Below are 23375 nucleotides of genomic sequence, written 5' to 3' on the forward strand. Positions count from 1 at the left end.
TTATGAGCTGGGTTAAAAAAGTATGGAATCGTATGTTTGCCGATGAAGTTGAGGAAGAGGTGGAACAGGAGTACATAGCACCTGTTGAGCAGAAAAGTGCGCATGTGCCTTTTCGTTTTCCATTGATTACCGACGAGGAAAGGGAAATTTTTTTGAAAAAGGAACAAAGCGGCCAACAAGTCACGATGGCAGAAGTAAGGGAAGAACTTATCCGCCGGCCATTACAACCGGCTGAGCAGACCCTCCGCAGAGAGCCGCGCAAGGAACCGGCACCTATCCAGAGACAGGTTCCACGTCCGCCGGCCCAGCGGCAGCCTCAGATTTCAAAGCCAGTACCTGAAGCCAGAAGGCCAGAGCCGATTAAGCGCCGTTTTGAGCCGACGCAAGTTCCGTCGCCCATCCACGGATTCAATGAGCCGAAACCTGCATCAATTGAAAAACTGCTGGAACAGAAAGAACGAAAAGAAGAGTTCCAAAAAGCAATTTCTCCTGTACAGGAGAAACAGGACGAAAATGTAAAAGCCGAACAAGCGGCTGAACCAGAAACAGTTCCAACAGAAATTGCCCCAAGATCGGCAGTTACTGAAAACGCTCAAGAAGAACAGGAAGAACAGGAAGAACAGGAAGAACAGCTTTTACCTGAGACACCACAAGTCCAGGAAGAAGAGCGAAAACCTGACCCGGTTCTTGTTGAAGAACAAGATGCATCACAAGTTGAAGACCATGAATTGCCACGAGATGAGGCAGTTTCAATAGAAACTCTGCCGGAACAGCCGATAGAAGAAAGTCCAGCTGTGCCGCCAGTTAATGATGTGAAATCAGTGCCAATGGATCTGGAAGAAAAACAGCCGTTACATAAAGAGCAGCAGGAAGAAGAGAATAACGTACCTGTCAACAGCACAACAGAGAAAAAGAAAGAAAAAACTGTTCCATTCAATGTGCTGATGCTAAAATCAGACAAAGAGAAATCGAAAAAACGGAACCCTTTGCCGGTGAAACAACAACCAGACGCGATTAGCCAAAAGCCGAAGCAGGAAGCTGTTCAGGTTATTAAAGCTGAAGAGCCGGCAGCACCAGCAAGCCAGGAGCCGAATGAAACAAAACCAGTCTCTGTCTATGGCCATCCGCATAGAAACTTTCTTTTAGCACCTGAAAATGACCGCAAAGACGAAGAGTGGATGGAAGAACAAGGGGAACGCTTAACAGAAGCGCTGTCGCATTTCCAAGTGCAGGCAACCATACTGAGCATAGTTCAGGGACCCGCTGTCACTCAATTTGAATTGACTGTAGCACAAGGCGTAAAAGTCAGCAAAATCCGCAATTTGGCCGACGATCTGAAATTGGCATTGGCAGCAAAAGATATTCGGATACAGGCACCAATTCCCGGGAAAAGTTCAATCGGCATCGAGATACCCAATAGAACTTCCCGGCCGGTGAGAATTTCCGAAGTTATTGAAAGCTCACAGTTTCAGGATTCCGATTCTCCTTTGGAAGCTGCACTCGGCCTTGACCTTACCGGCAAGCCGGTGACCCTGGATTTGCGGAAGATGCCCCACGGTTTGATTGCGGGTGCAACGGGCTCAGGAAAATCAGTATGCATCAATTCAATACTTGTCAGCCTTCTTTATAAATCATCGCCGCAGGATCTGAAATTATTATTGATAGATCCAAAAATGGTGGAACTTGCACCATACAACCATATACCTCATCTGGTAAGCCCGGTAATAACGGATGTCAAAGCGGCTACCGCTTCGCTTAAGTGGGCTGTATCAGAAATGGAGCGGCGTTATCAGCTGTTTGCCCATACAGGCGTCAGGGATATCAGCCGGTACAATAAGATGGTTAAAGAAAAAGGCGACCATGCACAACATTTGCCGTATATTTTAATCGTCATTGATGAGCTTGCAGATTTAATGATGATGTCTCCTCAGGATGTAGAAGATGCAATTTGCCGCATAGCGCAGAAAGCGCGTGCGTGCGGCATCCACCTGGTCATAGCTACACAGCGGCCATCTGTGGATGTCATAACGGGATTGATCAAATCCAATATTCCGACACGAATCGCCTTTTCCGTTTCGTCTCAAGTGGACAGCCGGACAATTCTGGATTCTCAGGGAGCGGAACGTCTGCTTGGAAGAGGGGATATGCTGTATCTGGGCAATGGCATGTCTGCACCAAGCCGTATCCAGGGTACATTTGTAACTGATGAAGAAATTGAAAAAATCATTGAGCACGTCCGCAGCCAAGGTGAGCCGGAGTATTTCTTTAAGGAAGATGAATTGATCAAGCAGAATGCTTCCGGATCTGAGCAGGATGATTTGTTTGAAGAAGCCTGCAGATTTATCATGCAGCAGGGCAGTGCATCTACTTCCTTGTTGCAGCGCAAGTTCCATATCGGTTATAACCGTGCAGCCAGACTGATGGATCTTATCGAGGAGCACGGCTTCATTTCCGAGCAGAACGGCAGCAAAGCCCGATCTGTACTGATTACAGAAGATGATATGTCAGAAGTCTTCCAATAACTAGTTTCATTATTTTAAAATATCGATAATATTGTATCTGGATAAAAATATGATATAATCGAATAATTGTTTGCATCAACCGGCTATCCACTAAAATCAGATGGAATAGACTACTTTAAACTTCCACAGGAGGTTCACTAATGACAGTTTTACATTTTACCGGCATCAAAGGTTCCGGAATGAGTCCGCTGGCTCAAATAATGCATGATATGGGGAACGAAGTGCAAGGTTCGGATATTGCTAAATATTTCTTTACAGAAGAACGTTTACGGGACAGAGGCATTTCGATTCTTCCGTTCGACCCGGAAAATATAACTGCAGACATGACGATCATTGCAGGGAACGCTTTTAATGATGAGCATCCTGAACTTGTTAAGGCACGGGAAATTGGCGCTACCGTCATCCGCTACCACGAGTTCCTTGGTGATCTGATGAAGCAATACGTTTCAGTTGCCATAACAGGCGCACATGGAAAAACTTCCACTACAGGCTTGATGGCTCATGTACTGAATGGTTATAAACCGGTTTCTTATCTGATTGGGGATGGAACAGGCTACGGAATGCAGAATTCACATTTCTTCGTTGTTGAAGCGTGTGAATACCGCCGGCATTTTCTTGCCTACCATCCGGATTATGCAATAATGACGAATATCGATTTTGACCATCCGGATTATTTTGCCGGTATCGATGATGTTTTTAATGCCTTTGAGGAAATGGCGCAGCAAGTGAAGAAATGCATCATTGCCTGTGGAGATGATGAATATCTTCAGAAATTACAAGCTCCGGTGCCGATGGTATATTACGGATTCGGAGAAGAAAATGATTTCCAGGCAAGAAATATTGTGAAGACAACTGAAGGAACGACCTTTGACGTTGTGATCCGCAATGAATTCTTCTATACATTCACAATTCCGATGTTCGGCGACCATACTATCCTGAATGCGCTGGCAGTTATTTCGTTATGCCATTACGAAAATATACCGGCAGATATCATCCAACAGCAGTTCAGCGGGTACCAGGGTGTGAAACGGAGATTTTCACAAACTGATATCGGCGACCGCATTCTAATAGATGACTATGCCCATCATCCGACAGAAATCCGTGCTACCCTGCAATCTGCACGCCAAAAATTTCCTGACCGTGAAGTCATAGCTATTTTCCAGCCGCATACATTTACGCGGACGCAAACATTCCTGCAGGAATTTGCAGATTGCCTGAATGAAGCGGATCAGGTTTATTTATGCGATATCTTCGGCTCTGCCCGTGAAGAAGCGGGAACTCTGACTATCCGCGATCTGGAAGAGAAAATTACAGACAGCCGGTTGCTGCAGGTAGAAGAAGTTGCACAGTTAATCAAACATAAGGATGGAGTTTTCCTGTTCATGGGAGCAGGGGACGTTACGAAATTCAAAGAAGCTTTTGAAAATCAATTGAAGACAGAGGAAACAGTTTAACTTTCGGGTTAAACTGTTTTTTTCTGTTTTTTGCAGGTTTTTAAATTTTTTTGTAGAAGTATTGTAAGAGGACTGTGTTTACGTGCAGTTCGACTAGGGTAGAAATACTATATAACAGAATGTAAAAGGAGGAATTATGATGGATTGGCAAATACTGCTTTACATAGCCGCAATCGTGGCTGCAGTCGGATTCTTAATTCTATGCGTAGCTTTGGCAATGACATTGAATTCGCTGAAAAACACATTAAAAGAAGTTTCCGGCACAGTTGCCGGGCTTGAAAACCAGCTGCAAGGGGTGACTTTGGAAACCACGAATCTCCTGCATAAGACAAATGAACTTGCAGAAGATATCCAGGTGAAAACAGAGAAGCTTAATGGTGTTGTGGACGCTGTGAAAGGTGTCGGCAATTCAGTAACTGATCTGAATGCATCGGTAAGACGCATTACGATGTCGGTCGCTTCGCAGGCAGAACAGAATGAGGAAAAAATTGCCCAGGTAGTTCAGTGGAGCAATGTTGCCATGGGAATCCGTGACAAATGGAAAGCCCGCAAGGCTTACAGCACCCGCCAGACAGAATCATATCAGCCGGTGCCCGGACAAAAACAACTTCCGCACAATGATCAGTATTAAAAGTAAGTAACTACTAATTATAATTGGAGGAATGTAAAATGACTGGAAATAACAATGATTTCAATAACCAAAAAACTAATTACAATGATTCTCAGTACAATAAAGATTATTACTCTAACTCTGGACAAAATTATCAGCAAAGTGATTATGTGCCACAATCATATGGCATGTCGAGCCGTTACGACGATCTTTATGATTACGAAGAAGAATCAGGTTCAGGCGGTTTTCTTGCCGGTGCCCTAGTCGGAGTCGTTATCGGCGCTGCAGCAGCATTATTCCTTGCGCCTAAATCAGGTAAGGAATTCCGTGGCGACCTGAATAATCAGGTATCAACTTTAAAAGAAAAATCTCAAAGCTCAAACTCCGATTCGGACAACGAAGGCGGCGGCCTGAAGCAGCAATTGAAGGACCAGTCTTCAAAAGTCGTTGATAAAGTTAAAGGCATGAAAGGCGGATCTTCACCGATGGATGACGGAACAGCGTCTTCAGAAGGGGAAGAATCGATCGATATGCATGCTACAATCGATAACACTGTCCAAGAGTCCAATAAAGAAACGCAGTCAGCCGTCGATGACGCGTTTACGTCTACAGCCAACGCTTTAAAAGAAGCAGTAGAAGAAGTGAATGATGACCAAAAATCAGGTTCTGGCTCTGCTGCCGGCAACAGCTCGAATTCTAATCAAAACAGTGTTGGAAGCTACAACGCAGATAAGAACAAATCCGGCAACAACTCAAACAAAAACAATTCCAATTCCAATAGCAACAAAAACAACTCAACAAAATGACTTGGGAGCGGATACAATGAAAAATCTTATACGCGTACAGGATTTAGACAGTCTGAAGAAGGCAGTTGAAGGCACACAAAGCTATTGGCTTTTTAAACACAGCAGCACTTGTCCTGTTTCTGCAGCGGCCTGGAACGAGTACAATGAGTATTGCTCATTGCATCCCCAACAGACCTTCCTGTTCCTTGTTGTTCAAGAGGATAAAGAATTATCGCAGGAGATTGCAGAAATCACACAAATCAAACATGAGTCGCCTCAATTGATGCATTTTTCCAATATGCAGGTTGACTGGCACGCTTCTCACAATGATATTAAAAGCAAAGCAATGCAAGAATTTATTGCTTAGTTTAGTAAGGCCGGAGCCCAGTGCTCCGGCTTTTTACTGCCCCTTTCACTTTAGCGCGTTGAAGCGCTAAAACATTTTTCGTGACTTTCCCGAATACTTTGCATATAATAGTCCTATCATGTTAAGATAAGTCACCGATTAAAGGTGATTTATGAAAGGGGAAATTAGGATGAGCCAAACGGATTTAGAACAGCTAAGAGAACAGGTCGATGCAGTAAACCTGCAAATTCTGTCCCTGATTAATGAGAGGGCTTCAGTTATACAGGAAATCGGTAAGATCAAGGAAAAACAAGGAATGAACAGATATGATCCACTCCGTGAGCGTCATATGCTGGATTTATTAAAAGAAAACAATAACGGCCCATTGGATCAAAAAACAGTCGATCATATATTCAAGGAAATTTTCAAATCTGCGTTGGATATGCAAGAGGAAGATACACGTAAAGCGTTGCTCGTATCACGGAAGAAAAAAGCTGAAGATACGATAATCGATATTAACGGTGAAAAAATTGGGCAAGGAGAGCCATCATTCATTTTTGGGCCATGTGCAGTTGAATCCCAAGAGCAAGTGTCGATTGTAGCTGAAGCGATTGGAAATAAAGGACTTAAAATGATTCGCGGCGGTGCTTACAAACCCCGCACATCTCCGTACGATTTCCAAGGCTTAGGATTGGATGGTCTGAAAATGCTGAAAAAAGCAGCAGACCAATATAATTTGGCGGTTGTTTCTGAAATTGTTACGCCTCATCACTTAGAAGAAGCTCTTGACTATGTTGATGTTGTACAAGTCGGCGCGCGTAATATGCAGAACTTCGAATTACTGAAAGCTGTAGGCAGCATCAATAAACCTGTCCTGCTTAAACGGGGAATGGCAGCAACGATTGATGAATTCATCAACGCAGCTGAGTATATTATTGCTTCCGGCAACAGCCAGATCATTCTTTGTGAGCGCGGTATCCGCACGTACGAGAAAGCGACGCGCAATACGCTGGATATTTCAGCAGTGCCGATTCTTAAACAGGAAACACATTTACCGGTATTTGTGGATGTTACCCATTCCACGGGACGCCGCGACCTTCTGTTGCCGGCTGCTAAAGCAGCAATCGCCATTGGTGCAGATGGTGTAATGGCTGAAGTCCATCCGGACCCGGCTGTAGCTTTGTCAGATGCACAGCAACAAATGAATCTTCCGCAATTCGACGAATACTACGATTCGCTGATGAAATTCATGAAGCAATATGAAATGAAAATGTAATGCCAAAAAGCCGGGCGTAACCCCGGCTTTTATTTATTTTAGTTGATATACATAAACTTATTGTCGTATGATTGAAGAAAAGGGAAGAGGGCGCTTACATGACCGTAACAATTTATGATGTGGCAAGGGAAGCGAACGTTTCCATGGCAACCGTATCACGTGTGGTAAATGGAAACCAAAACGTAAAACCGGCCACAAGAAAAAAAGTGTTGAAAGTAATTGAAGAACTTGGCTATCGCCCGAATGCAGTTGCACGGGGACTTGCCAGCAAAAAGACCACCACGGTCGGTGTCATCATCCCGGATATTTCCAATAGCACCTATGCAGAACTTGCACGGGGGATTGAAGATATAGCAACGATGTACCGCTATAATATTATTCTTTCCAATTCAGACCAAAATGAAAACAAGGAATTGCAGCTTCTTGAAACAATGCTCGGCAAACAAGTTGATGGAATTGTTTTCATGAGTGATGTCATCACTCCTGAATTGCTCCATGAATTGGAACGCTCGCCGACACCGATTGTCCTTGCAGGATCGGTTGAAGAGACTGGGAAAATTGCATCAGTCAATATCGATTATTACGGGGCAGCCTACGAAGCTGTGAAAAAATTGATTGATAATGGCCACAAGAGCATTGCATTTGTTTCCGGACCGTTAACCTCCAAGATTAACAGGGATTATAAGATGAAGGCTTACCGCGAAGCATTGGAAGACGCTGGGATCGAATTCAAGCCGGAACTTGTGGTTGAATGCAACAATTCCTATGATGAAGGAATGGAAGCAGTGGTCGAACTGAAACCATATAAACCGACTGCTTATTTTGTGAGCAATGATGAGATGTCCATCGGCGTTATTCATCAGGTGGAAGAAGAAGGACAGCAGATTCCACAGGAAGTTGAAATCATCAGTTATGAGAACTCCAAATTAGCACGTATGGCGCGTCCGATGCTAAGTTCGGTGGCATTGCCATTATATGATATCGGCGCGGTATCTATGCGGTTATTGACGAAATATATGAATAAAGAAGAAATCGATGAAAATCAGGTTATTTTACCTTACCGCATCGAAGAACGTCAATCCACTAAAAATAATGCTTAATAATTTCTCAGCAATATAAAAAAGCTGCACTGGGCTATTCCAGTGCAGCTTTTTGTATTTCTTTAAAGGTTTTTCTGTGTATGGCGAATAATGTAGAGCGCTTTTTCCAGCATTTGATGATTCTTTTCGGTAATTTCTTCTTTGCGGGGGATCGCCTCATACATATTTTTAGGATCTTCCCAGGTTTCAATGAGCGAAACCGGTGATTCTGGCTGCCATTTCTTCAGCCATTGTGTTGGCAAATTCCCGGTGGGAAGGGGAATATCATTCATTTCCATCCAAAGTAAAGACCATGCACGGGGAACGACACGCCAAATATCATAGCCGCCTCCGCCAACTGCAATCCATTTCCCCCCGCAATATTCGTGTGCGAGTTCGTGCGCGATTTTAGGTATTTCACGGAAGATGTCCATTGTTCCGTATAGATGAGTCAACGGATCCAGGTAATGGGCATCAGCGCCGTTTTGAGAAAGGATTACATCAGGCTTAAAATGTTCCACGATTTCTTTCATGGCTGTACGGTAAATTTCGAGAAACGATTCGTCTTCAGTGAATGCATCTATCGGAAAGTTGAATGAAGTTCCGTATCCCTGGCCGTTTCCGCGTTCGTTTATATTGCCCGTTCCAGGGAATAGATAGCGTCCTGTTTCGTGTATTGATACGGTGCAGACATCCGGATCATCGTAGAAGCACCACTGGACGCCATCCCCGTGGTGGGCATCTGTATCGATATAAAGCACACGGGCGCCATATTTCTTCTTCAAATAGTTTATAGCGACGGAACTGTCATTATAAATACAGAAGCCGGAAGCTTTGCCCCTGAAGCCGTGATGCAGGCCGCCTCCGAGGTTCAGGGCGTGTTGCGCTTTACCTTCCATCACATAGTCGACAGCAGTCAAAGTGCCACCCACAAGGCGTGCACTGGCTTCGTGCATATTCTCGAAGATCGGCGTATCTTCCGTACCGATTCCATAACTTTCACCTGCTTCGGAAGTAATTTCCCCTTTGCTGGCTTTTTTGACGATGTCAATATAACGCTGGTCATGTGCCAGGAGCAGTTCTTCGTCAGTAGCAATTCGTGCCGGTACGATTAAATCTTCTGGAAGCGCATTCATTTCACGGAGCAGATCAATCGTGAGAATGAGCCGCTTCTGGTTGAAAGGATGAGTCTCCGAGAACTTATAGCCCAATTGATCTTCCGAGTAAATGAAAACAGCATGTTTTATTCGTTGATTTGCGGCATATTTGGCCATAAGACATCAAAACCTTCTTTACGTAAGTCATTAATAAGGGCGAGGGGATTCATCGTCTGAATACGGAATACAAGAATCTTGTTTTCCTTTTTTTCTCTATCCGGATAAACAAGCACACTGAGCACGTTGATATTGTGCTGGTAGAAAATCTTTGAAACTTCGAGCAGCACGCCTGAACGGTCCTGTACACGTATTTCAATTTGAGATCCGGGCTGGTGGGTGCCTGTCAATTCAATGAAAGTATAAAGAAGATCTGTTTCAGTGATAAAACCGGCTAATTTTCCGCCGCTTACCACCGGCAGGCAGCCGATTTGCTGTTCATAGAAGACCATCGCAATTTCCTCGACGGAATCCATTGGATGGGCTATCACGGGATTTCGGGTCATGATTTCCTCAACTGTTTTCTCAAAGGGTGCTCCTTTGGGGGAGACTGTAAAGCGGGAAGGGAGCGCGTCTTTCAAATCACGGTCGGATACGACGCCTACAACCTTTCCATCATCGATAACCGGTGCATGCCGGATTCTTTCTTCTTCAAATAAATCAATGACATCCTGAACAGTCTGCTTGGGATTCAATGAATGGACTTCGATTTTCATGATTTCTTCCAATAGCATCTCTAACAGCCCCTTTGTGATTAGTACATATATCTATGTTTAAAACGCAATTGATCAAATTTTTGTATCGATTCCTGGTCAACGCGTTTTCCGATTTTAGCCATAAGGCAATTTGCTGGATGTGAACTGATTTCAGGTTCATCTGTCGCGTAGTATTCAAGACCGCCGGCCTGCATCATTTTCTCCATGATTTTTCGGTACTCCCAAACATTGAGGCCAGTGCCTTTCAAATCCCAATGCCAGTAGTATTCAGTTGTTATGACAATGAAATCTTCAAATGCATCGTCCATCATCGACGTTTTCAGCAGCGCCTTGCCGACACCGCTGCCTCTGAATTTTGGAATCACTTCGATTGCACCAAGTTCAATCAGATTTTCCATATTTCCTTCCGACCAGCGCTCAAGCGGGTCAGGATATAAAAAGGTGGCATAACCGACAATCATGTTATTGTCACGGGCAATAAGTATGCGGCCTTCAGGCAAATCGGCAATACCAATTATGGCTTCGTGCTGCTGTTTGGCTGGACGGAATGCAATCAGGTCTTCATGGAAATCCAATGACTTGAGTTCGTGTGCAGGGACCGGGCCTTCAACGACGATTCTTCCATGCTTTGTTTTTAATTCCATAGCGTTATAGGTTTTCTTGTGTTCCATCATTTCACCGCCTGTAAGTTTGCAATTAGCTTCATTATACATGAAAGATTAAGTGCTTGGCTAATTCGTTTGAAAGCGCTCTCTATTTTTTAAATAGTTAAAAAAGTTGGCAATATTTGCTTAGGCTGATGTAGAATGAAAAAGAGATAACAATAGAAAGGATGATTTGGATGAAAGTGGAAGCACTGCCGGCAGTATCAGGAGAATTCAACTTACATAATTATGAAGAGATTGCATCCGGGTTTGATTGGAAAGAGGCTGAGAAGGAATTCAGCTGGTATGAAACCGGGAAGGTCAATATGGCGCATGAAGCCATCGACCGCCATGCCGATTCCGACAGAAAGAATAAGGTGGCTCTTTATTATAAAGACCAGCATAGAAATGAATCCTATACGTTCTACGAGATGAAACGCATGACCAATCGTGCAGCAAACATGTTGAAGTCACATTCCGATTTGGAAAAAGGCGACCGCATGTTCATCTTCATGCCGCGTTCACCTGAACTTTATTTCACGATGTTCGGTGCTCTGAAAATGGGATTGATTGTAGGGCCTCTTTTTGAAGCGTTCATGGAGGGAGCCATTTATGACAGACTGGATGACAGCGATGCAAAAGCGATCATTACGACGCCGGAGCTCGTTTCACGTGTGCCATTCGACAAATTGCCGAATCTCAAGACAATTTTCCTTGTAGGAGAAAATATTGAAGAAAATGATCATACAGTAGATGTTATGAAATATTTGCCTAATAGTTCAGACCAATTTGAAGTGGAATGGCTTGATAAAGAAGATGGGCTTGTGTTGCATTATACATCCGGTTCCACTGGTAAGCCTAAAGGAGTTCTGCATGCGCAATATGCAATGGTGCAGCATCTCCAGACTGCAAGATGGGTACTCGATTTCAACGAACAGGATATTTATTGGTGTACAGCGGATCCGGGCTGGGTAACAGGAACTTCCTATGGCGTATTCGCACCGTGGCTGAATGGAACAACGACAGTGATTATTGGCGGACGATTTTCTCCGGAAGGCTGGTACCAAGCGATCGAAGATTACGGGGTAACTGTCTGGTACAGCGCACCGACCGCTTTCCGCATGCTGATGGGAGCAGGGGACGCTCTGGTAAAAGAATATAATCTTTCGACCCTGCGCCACGTACTGTCTGTCGGTGAACCTTTAAATCCTGAAGTAATCAGATGGGGCGCTCAAGTATTCGAACGCCGAATCCATGACACCTGGTGGATGACTGAAACCGGTGCTCAGGTAATCTGCAATTATCCTGCTCTGGCAATTAAACCGGGCTCTATGGGCAAACCTGTGCCAGGGATTAAAGTTGCCATTGTCGATGATCAGGGCAATGAATTGCCGGCAAACCAAATGGGGAACCTGGCAATTGAAAAAGGCTGGCCATCCATGATGCGCCAAATCTGGAACAATCCAGAGAAATATGAATCCTACTTCCTGAAAGACAAATGGTATGTTTCAGGAGATTCCGCTTATAAAGATGAAGAGGGATATTACTGGTTCCAGGGGCGTGTCGATGATGTCATCATGACTTCCGGAGAGCGTGTTGGCCCATTTGAAGTTGAAAGCAAATTACTGGAACATCCGGCGGTAGCAGAAGCCGGAGTTATCGGGAAACCGGATCCGGTCCGGGGTGAAATCATCAAAGCGTTTGTTGCACTTGTTGAAGGTTATGAACCGTCAGAAGAATTGATTCAGGATATTCAGCAATTTGTGAAAAAAGGTCTGGCTGCACATGCAGCACCACGAGAAATCGAGTTCAAGGATAAGCTTCCTAAAACGAGAAGCGGTAAGATCATGCGCCGTGTCCTCAAAGCATGGGAACTTGATCTGCCGACAGGCGATCTATCAACGATGGAAGATTAACTATGGAATAGAAAAAACGCAGCGGAGAATTTCCGCTGCGTTTTTCATTTTGAAGAAAAAGAGCCGTGCCACTAATGGCACGGCTCTTCGGTATTAGGCTGCATCATCTATATCTTCCGGTTCTTCGGGTTCAACTGGAGGATCTACTGGTTCATCCGGTGGATCTGTCGGCTCCAGTGGTTCCTCGGGTTCTTCCGGTTCTTCAGGCTCTGCAGGTGGATCTGCCGGTTCTTCCGGCTCCTCAGGCTCATCCGGCTCAGTGGCAGGAGGAGTCGCTGGAGGTGGAGCTGGTGTATCGCTAGGTTCTTCTTCAACAGGTTCCGGCGCATCGATCGATACGGCGTTGGAGTTGGAAGACTCTCTGCCGGTGATATCTACAGCCACTACATAGTAGCTGCCAGGACCTGGAACTGTAAATGAGTTGCTTTCGGATTCAGAAATGGAAGCTACCCGCGAGTTTGCACCGCCAGTATTTCTGTAGACCCGATAGCCGATTACATCATTTGAAGAAGAATTGCTCCAGCTTAGTGATCTGCCATCAAGAGTTGCCTGAACTCCTGAAGGGGCTGCTTCATCCGCATCAAAGCTTGTAGATGAAACAACATTGGAGAATCTTGAATCAGAAGGGAACAGCTTGCTTGGATCTCCGCCGAACGGTGCGAGAATCCGATCGATGAAGTCTTCGGAAACTCCGACCCCTCCACCAGAAATGAATTCTGCTGGCGTCGAGGAAAGTGCAGCATAGCGTTTACCATTAATCGTTGTGAATTTGCCGGTTGTCAGGCTGTCATCTGCTTTGCTCGGCACCATTACGTTGGCGTTGAACAGATCAGAACGGACTAGTGAGCCTGAGCAGCCGTCACTTGGCGCAAGACCGGAAATTCCGCAGAATGAACGGCTTACAACGCCTTCAGGTGCTTTAAAGGTTTCCTGTGTTCCGAAGAACTCAGGATCAACATCATATGAAGCATTCATCAATGATGCCCAAACCTGGTTGACGCGTGTTGAAGGCTGCAGGTTGCTGTTGCGCATGATATCCAGGGAGTTTTTCTCCTGATCGTAACCCAGCCATACACTCATAGTGACGTTCGGATTATAGCCAACCAGCCAGACATCACGTGTTTCCTGGGAAGTACCGGTCTTGCCGGCAAAATCAGAACTGAATTTCAATTGATTGTTTGCACGGTTAGCAGTACCCCGTTGACCGTCAAATACATCACGCATCATATCCGTAATGACATAAGAAGTTTGTGGTGTATAGACTTCTTTGGTTTCCACTTTTTGCTCGTAGACAACATTGCCTTCAGCATCTTCAATGCGGTCAATCATGGATGCTTTGGCAAAAGTTCCGCCATTTGCCAATGTTGCATAAGCATTGGCAAGTTCTTCTGTTGTTGCTTCAACTCCTGCCCCGAGAGCGGCAGTAACATTCCCGTTATCAGATTCATCGACAGCAGTTAAGCCGTTATTCATCAAGTAATCGATTGGCATCTGGTTTTGGATTTGTGCAAAAAGGCGTACAGCCGGTAAGTTTTGAGATTGCGCTAAGGCGTCACGTGCTGGCATGATGCCTTGTTCGCTTGAGGCGATAAAGTTGCTTGGTCCCCAAGGTGTGCCATCATTATCGATTATTTCAAATTTCACATCGACCACTGGGCTGCCGGCACCGATTTTGCCGTACTCGATAGCTGGAGCATAAACCAGCAAAGGTTTAGCTGTTGAGCCTATTGAGCGGTATGCCTGAGAAGCGTAGTTGAAATTGGAAATTTCATGGTCACGCCCGCCGACAAAACTTAAAATCCGGCCGGTATCATTTTCAATCGTTGTTGATCCGACCTGCACCGGCATCGGAACTTCTTCTTCCTGGCCTTCAGCATTGACGATTGTCTTTGTCAAAGTGGGGCCGTATGATTCATAAGCGTCTTTGGCTTTTTGCTGTGCTTCATACAATTCTTTATCGATACTTGAATGGATCCGGTAACCTCTTGAACGGACGGCCCGGTCAGCCAATATCTCGTATTCTTCGAATAATTTATCGTTTTCTTCCAAAGTTGCAGGGTCAATTCCAGCCTCTTCAGCCAGAATATCCATAACTATACGGGTAGCCCGTTTTTCAACTTCGGTCGTAATATGTGGGTATCTTTCGTATGAACGGGTTTCGTCCGTTCTGAAATCTTTTGTAATGTCGTAGGCAATTGCTTCATTGTATTCTTCTTCTGTAATATATTCGGTTTCAAGCATACGGAACAGAACGGTTTTCATTCGGTCGATGCCGAATTCCAAGTACTCGGGCTCTTTTACCCCGCCGCCTGAAGAATACGGTGTATAGCGGAATGGGGCTTTCGGTATTCCGGCAATGAAAGCTGCCTGTGGCAGATTCAATTCACTTGCTTCAACATTGAAAATACCGTTTGCTGCAGTTTCGATGCCGGCAATATTCGTTCCTGCTGAGTTTCTTCCATAAGGAATGATATTCAGATAAGCTTCCATGATTTCATCTTTGTCCATGAATTTCTCGAGGCGCATCGCCAGAAGAATTTCTTTTGCTTTACGTTCATAGGAAACTTCATTCGTCAAAATCTGGTTTTTAATCAATTGCTGTGTCAGCGTTGACCCGCCAGTTTGACTATCAGCGTTTGAAACATCCTGGAACAGGCCGCGGAATATCGCTTTTGGCACAATCCCATCATGCTCTTCAAAATATTCATCTTCAGTTGCCAGAACAGCGTTAATGGCGTACTCAGAAACTTCATTGAGTTTCGTTTCCTCACGCTCAAGATCGGTTCTCAGTTTACCCAAGTACTGATCATCCGAAAAGAATATTTCTGAAGTTTCCTCGTATGCATAAACTTCACCGCGCATTTCGCTTTCGGTGCGAAGCTGTTCTTCATCAACGAGAGAAGCGAAATATCCCGCTCCTACAGATGCGGCAAAAACACCGCCGACAACAAGGATGATGGCCAACAGGATTGCGAGATTCCATAAAACGCCTGTCGTGATATTCAAGCCTTTCGCCCATTTTGTCGATCTCCATTTATGGTATGTGTCTTCGGATTTCTGCTGCCAGTATTTTAATCGTTCGCGCACATTTATCTACCCCCTAAAATCTTTTTATATTATAGCATATTCTTATAATGTCCACTAAGTTATTGACAATCTGTCATAATAAAGTACACTACTAGTATATTTCAATATTAAAACGATGAAGAACCCGAAGTAGGAACTGCGATTTTTTCAAGAGAGCCGGTGGTTGGTGCAAACCGGTAAAAACGCAGCAGCTGAATTACAGGTTTGGAGTTTTCGGTTGTGCCACGGTTGGCACAAAAGAGTGGAAGGATTTTATTCCTTCAAGCTGGGTGGTACCGCGCGATTGCGTCCCTGCATGTCTGACATGCAGGGGCTTTTTTATTTGGTGCAAAAAATCCATCATATCCAAACTTGTTTTTGGGGAATTCATCCTGCTGTCCATAGTTATAAAGTAATTGTACCTGAGGAGGAAACGAAATGTCGAATGAATTATTGGAAGATCTTAAATGGAGAGGTTTATTGTATCAACAGACAGATGAAGAGGGACTTGCCGAAGTGCTGGAAAATGAGAAAATTTCCTTGTATTGCGGTGTCGATCCGACAGCAGACAGTATGCACATCGGCCACATCGTGCCTCTTTTAACATTGCGCCGTTTCCAAATGCACGGCCACAGACCAATCTTATTAGTTGGCGGCGCAACTGGAATGATCGGTGATCCATCGGGGCGCAACGAAGAACGCCAGTTGCAGACAACAGAACAGATTGACCGTAATGTGGAAGGCATCAAAGTTCAGATGCAGCAGATATTTGATTTCCAAACTGAAAATGGCGCTAAAATGGTCAATAACCGTGATTGGATAGGGGCGATGAGTGTCATCGAGTTCCTGCGGGATTACGGAAAATTGATTTCAGTAAACTACATGCTGGCAAAAGACTCTGTAGCATCACGGCTTGAGAGCGGCATCTCATTTACCGAGTTTTCCTATACCTTGATCCAGGCAATCGATTTTAATCATTTATATGATAACTACAATTGCCGCGTACAAATCGGTGGTTCTGATCAATGGGGAAATATTACTTCAGGATTGGAAGTTATCCGCAAAACCCATGATGAAGAAGCGAAAGCTTTTGGCATTACGATTCCGCTGGTAACAAAAGCGGATGGTACGAAATTCGGGAAATCTGCAGGCGGTTCCGTCTGGCTGGATGCGAAGAAAACTTCTCCATACGAGTTTTACCAGTTTTGGATCAATACCTCTGATGCGGATGTTGTAAAATACCTGAAAATCTTTACATTCATCGGCCGTGAAGAAATTGAAGCACTGGAATCTTCGGTGGAAACTGAAGCTCATCTTCGTAAAGCGCAGAAAGTCCTTGCGGAAGAAATGACGAAATTAGTCCACGGTGAATCTGCTTTGGAAGATGCACAGCGCATAACAAAAGCATTGTTCAGCGGTGACCTGAAAGCACTTTCGGCAAGTGAAATGAAAGCTGCTTTCAAAGATGTTCCTTCTATTGAGATGGAACGGGAACCGAAGTCTATAGTGGATCTTATTGTTGAGGCAGGTATTTCTCCTTCGAAGCGGCAGGCAAGAGAAGATATTACAAATGGAGCCATTTCAGTAAATGGTGAAAAAGTGACTGACCTTGAGTATGTCGTCGATGAAAAAGATCGTCTCGAAGATGCATTTGCCATTATTCGACGCGGTAAAAAGAAATACCACATGGTGCAATTTACAGCTTAATCAGTATAAGCAGAACGATTTTTCCTTCTCCTTAGACATTGGTGCTGCAGGGGTTTACTGTCAGTAATGTTTAACACTATGTTCAAAGGGTAACTTTGAAATGTGAGAGATTTTCTATTGACTTACAAATCTAAGGAGGCGTACTAATGTCAAGAGTAGTCGGATCTTATCGTTCAGAAAGAGAAGCAATTGAAGCAATCGAGGATTTAAAAAGAAGAGGGCATCGAACTGAAGACATATCGGTCCTTGGTAAAGATGAAGAAGAAACCAGAAATGTAACAGAAGAAACTGGCACGCATGCCGGCGAAGGTGCTGCAACAGGAGCAGTAACCGGTGGTGCACTTGGTGGTCTTGGCGGTGTACTTGCAGGACTGGGTGCACTCGCGATTCCGGGAATCGGGCCAATCGTAGCCGCGGGTCCTATTGTAGCTGGTTTGACCGGTGCCGCAGCAGGTGCAGGTATTGGTGGACTTGCTGGTGCGTTGATCGGTATGGGTATTCCTGAAGATGAAGCGAAGGATTATGAAAACCGCTTCAATGAAGGAGAAATTCTCGTGCTTGTGGAGGATGACACCCTCGACATTCCAGATCATAACGACCGTGATCGTTTTACGGACAATGATCCAGTAATCGGTGACGAACGTCGAACTGGCGGAATAAGAGGTTCACGAGACCTTTAAAATAAGAATTCAATTAAAAGCAACGCCACCGAATTCGGTGGCGTTGCTTTTTTGCATTATATAGAAGGAAACTTCAAAATTAGAAGCTTCTGACTTACGGACGCTTCAGGAATTCCGGAACTTCCATCGAATTGAATTGTTTCGGATGGATAAGCTTGCCCAGCTTGATTGCGCCTTCCAGCAAGCGGGGGGAAGGGCGGCAATAAAGTTCTTCCTCCATAATGTGAATTTCTGCTGCTGCCTTCATTTCTTTATAGCCGGGTCTTTTACGAACCAGCTCCGGCTTCACTTTATCCGTCATAATCCCGACCCATGCGAGCAGGATATAATCGGGGTCGCGGGATTGGACATCCTCCCAGAGGGTTTGTACATTCGCCTGGTCTTTATCATCGAATAGATTGCGGCCCCCGGTGATTTCGCTGATTTCAGTCAGCCAATTAACTTTCCCAGGAGTAAATATTGGTTTTGGCCACCATTCCCAGTAGAGTGACGGACGGCTCTCAACAGCTGAAGATCGGGATTTTATCTCATCAATTACTGCTGTGTAAGCTGCATAAGCAGTAAGTGCATCAACACCGCAGGCTTTTCCCACCGTTAATAAATCCTGCCCAATGTCTTCCAGGCTTTGTGGATCTAAAATGATATGAGGAATTTCTCTTTTTTTCAATTCCTCGATGTTTTTCTCCATGCCTGGCACACTTAATGATGCTAGCACCAAATCAGGTTCAAGTTGTTCAAGTTCATCCATACGGATTGATAAATCAGGCCCAAGTCTTGGCAAGTGGGTGACAGATTCTGGCCAATCCGAGTAATCGTCGATGCCGACCAGCATTTTTTCTGCGCCCAAAAAAGCCAGTAATTCTGTATTGCTTGGACAAATTGATATTAATCTCATTGCTGCACCTCCATTTCTTCCAGTTTATCATAAAGTCTGAAAGACTTAATCCAACAGAAAAACCCCGAACCGGAAAACCGGTTCGGGGTTTGAAATCAAAAGATTAACGTGAGTAGTACTCAACGATCAATTGCTCGTTGATTTCAGCAGACAATTCGCCGCGTTCTGGGTAGCGTACAAATGTACCTTCTTTTTTGTCAGCGTCGATTGAAACGTACTCAGGAACAAAGCTGCTTACTTCGATTGCTTCGTTGACGATGTCAAGGTTGTTTGATTTTTCACGGAAAGCGATTGTTTGTCCTGGTTTCACGCTGTAAGACGGGATGTCAAGGCGTTTACCATCAACAAGAATGTGTCCGTGGTTTACCAATTGGCGAGCCTGGCGGCGAGTGCGCGCAAGACCTAAACGGTAAACAACGTTATCAAGGCGAGCTTCAAGCAAGATCATGAAGTTTTCACCGTGTTTACCTGGCATTTTACCAGATTTGTTGAATAGCGTTTTAAATTGGCGTTCAGTTACACCAAACATGAAGCGCAATTTTTGTTTTTCCTGCAATTGCAAACCATACTCAGAAACTTTTCTGCGTTGGTTAGCACCGTGTTGACCTGGTGCGTAAGGGCGTTTTTCTAATTCTTTACCTGTACCTGAAAGGGAAATTCCCAAACGGCGGGACAGTTTCCATGCTGGACCTGTATAACGAGACATATAAGTCTCCTCCTCTATTGTTGGTTTTTAGAGTAAAATAAAAACCAGATGCATTCATGCTGCAAGCCATTTTATAGTCCTGTACCTTCGCTCAGCAGCCAAGAGTTACGCGATACACCTCTATAGTCTAGACTCAGGCCTCATTTGAAACCTGTGTTTTCCTATAAGGAATAAAATGGGCAAGCAGGCACATACAACTGCTGCGATTATTTTACACAAAGCATAGTATAACCGATTTTTATAACAAAAGTCAATTGTTAAATAAACATATAAGAAAGCCGGCTTTCCTTTTTTTAGGTTTCGCGTTAGAATGAAATTGACTAATGTAAGCGCTTTCTATTTATGCATAAGGGGTGTAAAAAATGGACAAAGCAAAAATGAGTATGGAAACTGCGGTAATCCACAAAGGGTATGACAGTTCGAAGCATCATGACAGTTTGGCAACACCGCTTTATCAGACATCAACATTTTCATTTGCCACAGCAGAAGAAGGGGAAGACCGTTTTGCTGGCAATACCGATGGCAATATTTATTCTCGGCTGGGAAATCCGACAGTCCGTGTGCTTGAAGAACGGATGGCTGAAATCGAACACGGCGAAGGGGCGCTGGCGTTTGGTTCCGGAATGGCATCGGTAAGCGCGATTCTTATTTACCTGACGAAAGCCAATGACCATGTCCTTTGTTCACGGGGAATCTATGGCTGCACATTTGGGCTGCTTGAGATAATGGAAGAAAAATACGGTATCACCCATGACTTGGTTTCCATGACTACAGAAGAAGAAATTGAAGCAGCTATCAAACCTGAAACGGTATGCATCTACGTTGAAACGCCGATCAATCCAACTATGGAACTTGTGAATTTGGAAGCAGCTATAAAAGTAGCGAAGAAACACGGTCTGCGTTTGGTAGTGGATAATACTTTCTGTTCGCCTTATTTGCAAAATCCGCTGGAAATGGGAGCTGACTTTGTGCTCCATAGTGCAACCAAATACCTCAATGGCCATGGGGATGTCATCGGAGGTATCCTCGTGGGCAAAGACGGAGAAGAAATGCAGCATCTTCGTATGACTGTCCAAAAAGATGTCGGTGGAATCATGTCGCCGTTTGACGCGTGGCTTCTATTAAGAGGGCTTAAGACGCTGCACGTCAGAATGGACCGCCACATTGACAATGCCGGGAAAGTTCTCGCGTTTTTACAGCAGCAGCCTGCAGTAAAGAAAATTTATTACCCAACCGACTCTAGCCATCCCCAATATGAATTAGCTCAAAAGCAGATGAAAAAAGGAGGCGGCCTGATTTCCTTTGAACTTGATGGAGGAAAAAAGGAAGCCCAGAAATTCATGAATGCCTTGGGGTTAATCAAAATTGCTGTGAGTCTTGGAGATGCCGAAACATTAATTCAGCATCCGGCATCAATGACCCATGCCGTAGTGCCTGAAGCTGCGCGGGAAGCAATGGGCATTTCCGATTCGCTTCTCCGATTGTCGATCGGGCTGGAGTCGAGTGATGATATTGTCGCCGATCTAGCCGGAGCATTTGAAAAAGTTGCTCCAGAAGCGAAGTTGCAGGAAATTTAAGAGGCTGTTCAAAAACTGTCCTGAGAAATAGATAGTCTAATGGAAATAAAATATAGCCGGAGGAGCGTTCCATCAGCTCCTCCGGTTTTTTGAAGTTTATTAAGAGTGATGCAGAAGAAACACTTGTTGCACAGGCTAACTAAATTTATAACGGACATGTTGATTCAGAAGAAGAATGTGCTATATTAACTATACTAAATTAATCTAAATGAACTTGATAAATGGTAATACTTAAGAAGCTGTAAAGAAATGTGATGTTTTGCCGATAATATATAGAATGCGTCTGCAAAGAACAGAAATCCATTGGATGAGGTAATATACATGACATTACATAGGGAAAATGACAATTACATAAGTAAAACAGAAAGTTTAAAAACAAAATTCTCCGGCCGCATTGGGGATGCGATTGGGTGGGGGAATTTAGTCGGCGGAATCCTATTTGGCACATACATGCTGTTGGATCTGCAGAAAACCACTTTCCTGGAATATCCTGTTCCATTCGCAATGATCCTTCTGGGGCTTCTGTCGCTATGGGTCAGTAAGCAGCGGGGAAGTGAAACAGTGCGTCCTCATGTTTATTTGCTGAATTACATGCTGTTCCCGCTTATCCTGTTATATTTTATCGAAGATGCCGCAACTACCATCTGGTCTTTGACCTTCCTCTACTTATTGATGGCGATGGCTCTGCAAAGCCGAAAAATGCTGCTAAACTCGTTCATCTCTTCAATGGTGGGCTTGAGCATTTTAATGGTGACAGCGCCTGAGCAATTGACGGTTTTACTGGGGATTGAAGATCATATCATCCGGATGATCCTGTTTTCGATTGCAGGAATTATCGGTTTGATCGTTCTCTATTCAATAAAGGATAAAGAAAAAATGCTGTTCCATTACATACACAAAGCTGAAGAAACTGCCTATCTCGATCCATTCCTGAAAATCCCGAACCGTTTTGATTTCAATTTATACGTTGACCATAAACTAAAGTCCTCCCAGCTCTTATTGTGGAAACTGGAATTGAATCAGTTCCAGTCCGTATATGATGTTCTCGGACATAAGCGGACGGACGAACTGCTGCTGATGGTCAAGCAGAGGCTTGAAGCAAAGATGTCGGGCGATACCTATTTAGCGAAAGGGGAAGGAAGCACATTTCTTGGTGCAACTTCGAATTTCGAAGCCGGTGAACTGGATTCAAATTTGAAACAGATTTTGCGGTACCTGGTTGCGCCTTACGATTTGTTCGGCCATGATTATCAATTGAATTTCAATATTGGGGCCGCTCTTTCCGGGCCTGACGGCGATTCCAGTGACGAATTGATGCGCCATGCGCAATTTGCGTTGGACCAGGCAAAACTGGATGGCATAAACCAGATTGTTTTTTCATCCGACAAACTAAAAAGCAGCACAATGAACCAGGTGCAAATCTCAGAAGCTCTGTACCAGGCGAACCTGGATTCGGAATTTCATGTGGTGTATCAACCGCAAATAGAATTGAAAACCAATCAGATTGTGGGAGTGGAAGCTCTAATCCGCTGGAATCATCCACAGATGGGAATGATATCACCCGGTGTTTTCATCGATATTGCAGAAAAGAATGGATTTATCGTGCCGCTGGGTAAATGGATTCTTGAAAAAGCCTGTTGGGAAGTTCAAATGCTGTCGGATTCCATCGGCCGCCCTTTGAAATTGGCGGTCAATGTATCATTCATTCAAATACGCCAGGATGGATTTGTTGAAGAAGTTCTGCAAATCCTGAAAAAAATCGGATTTCAACCGGATCGTCTTGAAATTGAATTGACCGAACGTTCCTTATTTGAAAATCGGCCGGAAGATCTGGCTAAAATTGATGCACTTCGGACGAAAGGAATCCGCATCGCTATTGATGACTTTGGCACCGGCTATTCGTCTTTTGGCATTCTTGCAAAAGTTCAAGTCGACAAGATCAAAGTTCCACGCGACTTCATCGAGAATGTTGACAGCAATCAAAACAGCCAGCGAATTGTTACGACGATCGCTTCAATGGCTGACCGCTTCCAATTGACATGCTTGGCGGAAGGAATCGAACGGCTGGAAGAAAGCAATTTTCTTCATCAGCTGATTTGCCAGGAAGTACAGGGGTATTATTATGCCAAACCGGCAGTAATTAACCAGGTGGAAAAATGGCTGTCGAATCCGCGTGAAAAAATAATTAGCACGATATCATCCGAGGCAGCTGACCCTGTTCCGGAATAAATAAAAGCCGAAA

General features: G+C 44.4%; 18 protein-coding genes and 1 other annotated feature. Of the genes, 12 read left to right on the forward strand and 6 right to left on the reverse strand.

Features of this window, described 5'->3' with window-relative positions:
• Positions 1 to 2 precede the first annotated feature (2 nt).
• From DP120_RS15810 to ccpA, 7 genes are all read left to right on the forward strand, one after another.
• Positions 3 to 2522, forward strand: a complete 2520-nt coding sequence (locus DP120_RS15810; protein ID WP_112224614.1) for a DNA translocase FtsK — start codon at positions 3 to 5, stop codon at positions 2520 to 2522.
• A 140-nt stretch (positions 2523 to 2662) separates the two neighbouring features.
• A complete protein-coding gene (gene murC / locus DP120_RS15815) occupies positions 2663 to 3976 on the forward strand; it encodes a UDP-N-acetylmuramate--L-alanine ligase (RefSeq protein ID WP_112224615.1) in 1314 nt (437 codons plus the stop codon).
• Positions 3977 to 4115: 139 nt separating this feature from the next.
• The gene (locus DP120_RS15820; protein WP_112224616.1) at positions 4116 to 4607 is read left to right on the forward strand and encodes a DUF948 domain-containing protein; all 492 of its coding nucleotides are present in this window, start codon (positions 4116 to 4118) and stop codon (positions 4605 to 4607) included.
• A 38-nt stretch (positions 4608 to 4645) separates the two neighbouring features.
• On the forward strand, positions 4646 to 5392 hold the full coding sequence (locus DP120_RS15825; protein WP_112224617.1) for a YtxH domain-containing protein: 747 nt from the start codon (positions 4646 to 4648) through the stop codon (positions 5390 to 5392).
• Between the two features lie 16 nt (positions 5393 to 5408).
• Positions 5409 to 5738, forward strand: a complete 330-nt coding sequence (gene ytxJ / locus DP120_RS15830) for a bacillithiol system redox-active protein YtxJ (protein ID WP_112224618.1) — start codon at positions 5409 to 5411, stop codon at positions 5736 to 5738.
• Between the two features lie 169 nt (positions 5739 to 5907).
• The gene (locus DP120_RS15835) at positions 5908 to 6993 is read left to right on the forward strand and encodes a bifunctional 3-deoxy-7-phosphoheptulonate synthase/chorismate mutase (protein WP_112224619.1); all 1086 of its coding nucleotides are present in this window, start codon (positions 5908 to 5910) and stop codon (positions 6991 to 6993) included.
• 98 nt (positions 6994 to 7091) lie between these two features.
• Complete coding sequence (gene ccpA / locus DP120_RS15840) at positions 7092 to 8093, forward strand: catabolite control protein A (RefSeq protein WP_112224620.1); 1002 nt, start codon at positions 7092 to 7094, stop codon at positions 8091 to 8093.
• Positions 8094 to 8155: 62 nt separating this feature from the next.
• Here ccpA and DP120_RS15845 read toward each other — a convergent pair whose 3' ends face one another.
• From DP120_RS15845 to DP120_RS15855, 3 genes are read right to left on the reverse strand one after another with little or no spacing between them, the layout of a single operon-like run.
• Positions 8156 to 9346 (reverse strand): acetoin utilization protein AcuC, encoded by a 1191-nt coding sequence (locus DP120_RS15845; RefSeq protein ID WP_205854561.1) that lies wholly within the window; start codon positions 9344 to 9346, stop codon positions 8156 to 8158.
• Entirely contained in the window at positions 9316 to 9960 is a 645-nt protein-coding gene (locus DP120_RS15850) for an acetoin utilization AcuB family protein (protein ID WP_112224621.1), read from the reverse strand. The genes DP120_RS15845 and DP120_RS15850 overlap by 31 nt, the downstream gene beginning before the upstream one ends.
• Before the next feature lie 20 nt (positions 9961 to 9980).
• Positions 9981 to 10613 carry a GNAT family N-acetyltransferase gene (locus DP120_RS15855; protein WP_112224622.1) on the reverse strand — a complete coding sequence of 211 codons (633 nt, stop codon included), beginning with the start codon at positions 10611 to 10613 and terminating at the stop codon, positions 9981 to 9983.
• Positions 10614 to 10783: 170 nt separating this feature from the next.
• Between DP120_RS15855 and acsA the strand changes: the two genes are divergently transcribed.
• Positions 10784 to 12502 (forward strand): acetate--CoA ligase, encoded by a 1719-nt coding sequence (acsA, locus tag DP120_RS15860; RefSeq protein WP_112224623.1) that lies wholly within the window; start codon positions 10784 to 10786, stop codon positions 12500 to 12502.
• A 93-nt stretch (positions 12503 to 12595) separates the two neighbouring features.
• Here the strand turns inward: acsA and DP120_RS15865 are convergent, their stop codons facing one another.
• Positions 12596 to 15589, reverse strand: a complete 2994-nt coding sequence (locus DP120_RS15865; protein ID WP_112224624.1) for a transglycosylase domain-containing protein — start codon at positions 15587 to 15589, stop codon at positions 12596 to 12598.
• Positions 15590 to 15695: 106 nt separating this feature from the next.
• Positions 15696 to 15885 (forward strand) — a binding site (T-box leader).
• A 121-nt stretch (positions 15886 to 16006) separates the two neighbouring features.
• On the opposite strand from DP120_RS15865, the gene tyrS reads away from it, so the two are divergent.
• Both tyrS and DP120_RS15875 read left to right on the forward strand, forming a co-directional pair.
• Positions 16007 to 17275 (forward strand): tyrosine--tRNA ligase, encoded by a 1269-nt coding sequence (tyrS, locus tag DP120_RS15870; RefSeq protein ID WP_112224625.1) that lies wholly within the window; start codon positions 16007 to 16009, stop codon positions 17273 to 17275.
• 146 nt (positions 17276 to 17421) lie between these two features.
• Positions 17422 to 17955, forward strand: coding sequence for a general stress protein (locus DP120_RS15875; RefSeq protein WP_112224626.1), 534 nt, complete (start codon positions 17422 to 17424; stop codon positions 17953 to 17955).
• 94 nt (positions 17956 to 18049) lie between these two features.
• Here DP120_RS15875 and DP120_RS15880 read toward each other — a convergent pair whose 3' ends face one another.
• Positions 18050 to 18850, reverse strand: a complete 801-nt coding sequence (locus DP120_RS15880; RefSeq protein WP_112224627.1) for a cobalamin-binding protein — start codon at positions 18848 to 18850, stop codon at positions 18050 to 18052.
• A 103-nt stretch (positions 18851 to 18953) separates the two neighbouring features.
• Positions 18954 to 19556, reverse strand: coding sequence for a 30S ribosomal protein S4 (gene rpsD / locus DP120_RS15885; RefSeq protein ID WP_112224628.1), 603 nt, complete (start codon positions 19554 to 19556; stop codon positions 18954 to 18956).
• A gap of 362 nt (positions 19557 to 19918) precedes the next feature.
• Between rpsD and megL the strand changes: the two genes are divergently transcribed.
• Together megL and DP120_RS15895 are read left to right on the forward strand one after the other, a co-directional pair.
• Positions 19919 to 21133 (forward strand): methionine gamma-lyase, encoded by a 1215-nt coding sequence (gene megL, locus DP120_RS15890; RefSeq protein WP_112224629.1) that lies wholly within the window; start codon positions 19919 to 19921, stop codon positions 21131 to 21133.
• A gap of 321 nt (positions 21134 to 21454) precedes the next feature.
• A complete protein-coding gene (locus DP120_RS15895) occupies positions 21455 to 23362 on the forward strand; it encodes a putative bifunctional diguanylate cyclase/phosphodiesterase (protein ID WP_112224630.1) in 1908 nt (635 codons plus the stop codon).
• The last annotated feature ends 13 nt before the right edge of the window (positions 23363 to 23375 follow it).

The organism is Planococcus halotolerans (genome assembly GCF_003289955.1).
In the GTDB taxonomy this organism is placed as follows: Bacteria; Bacillota; Bacilli; order Bacillales_A; family Planococcaceae; genus Planococcus; species Planococcus halotolerans.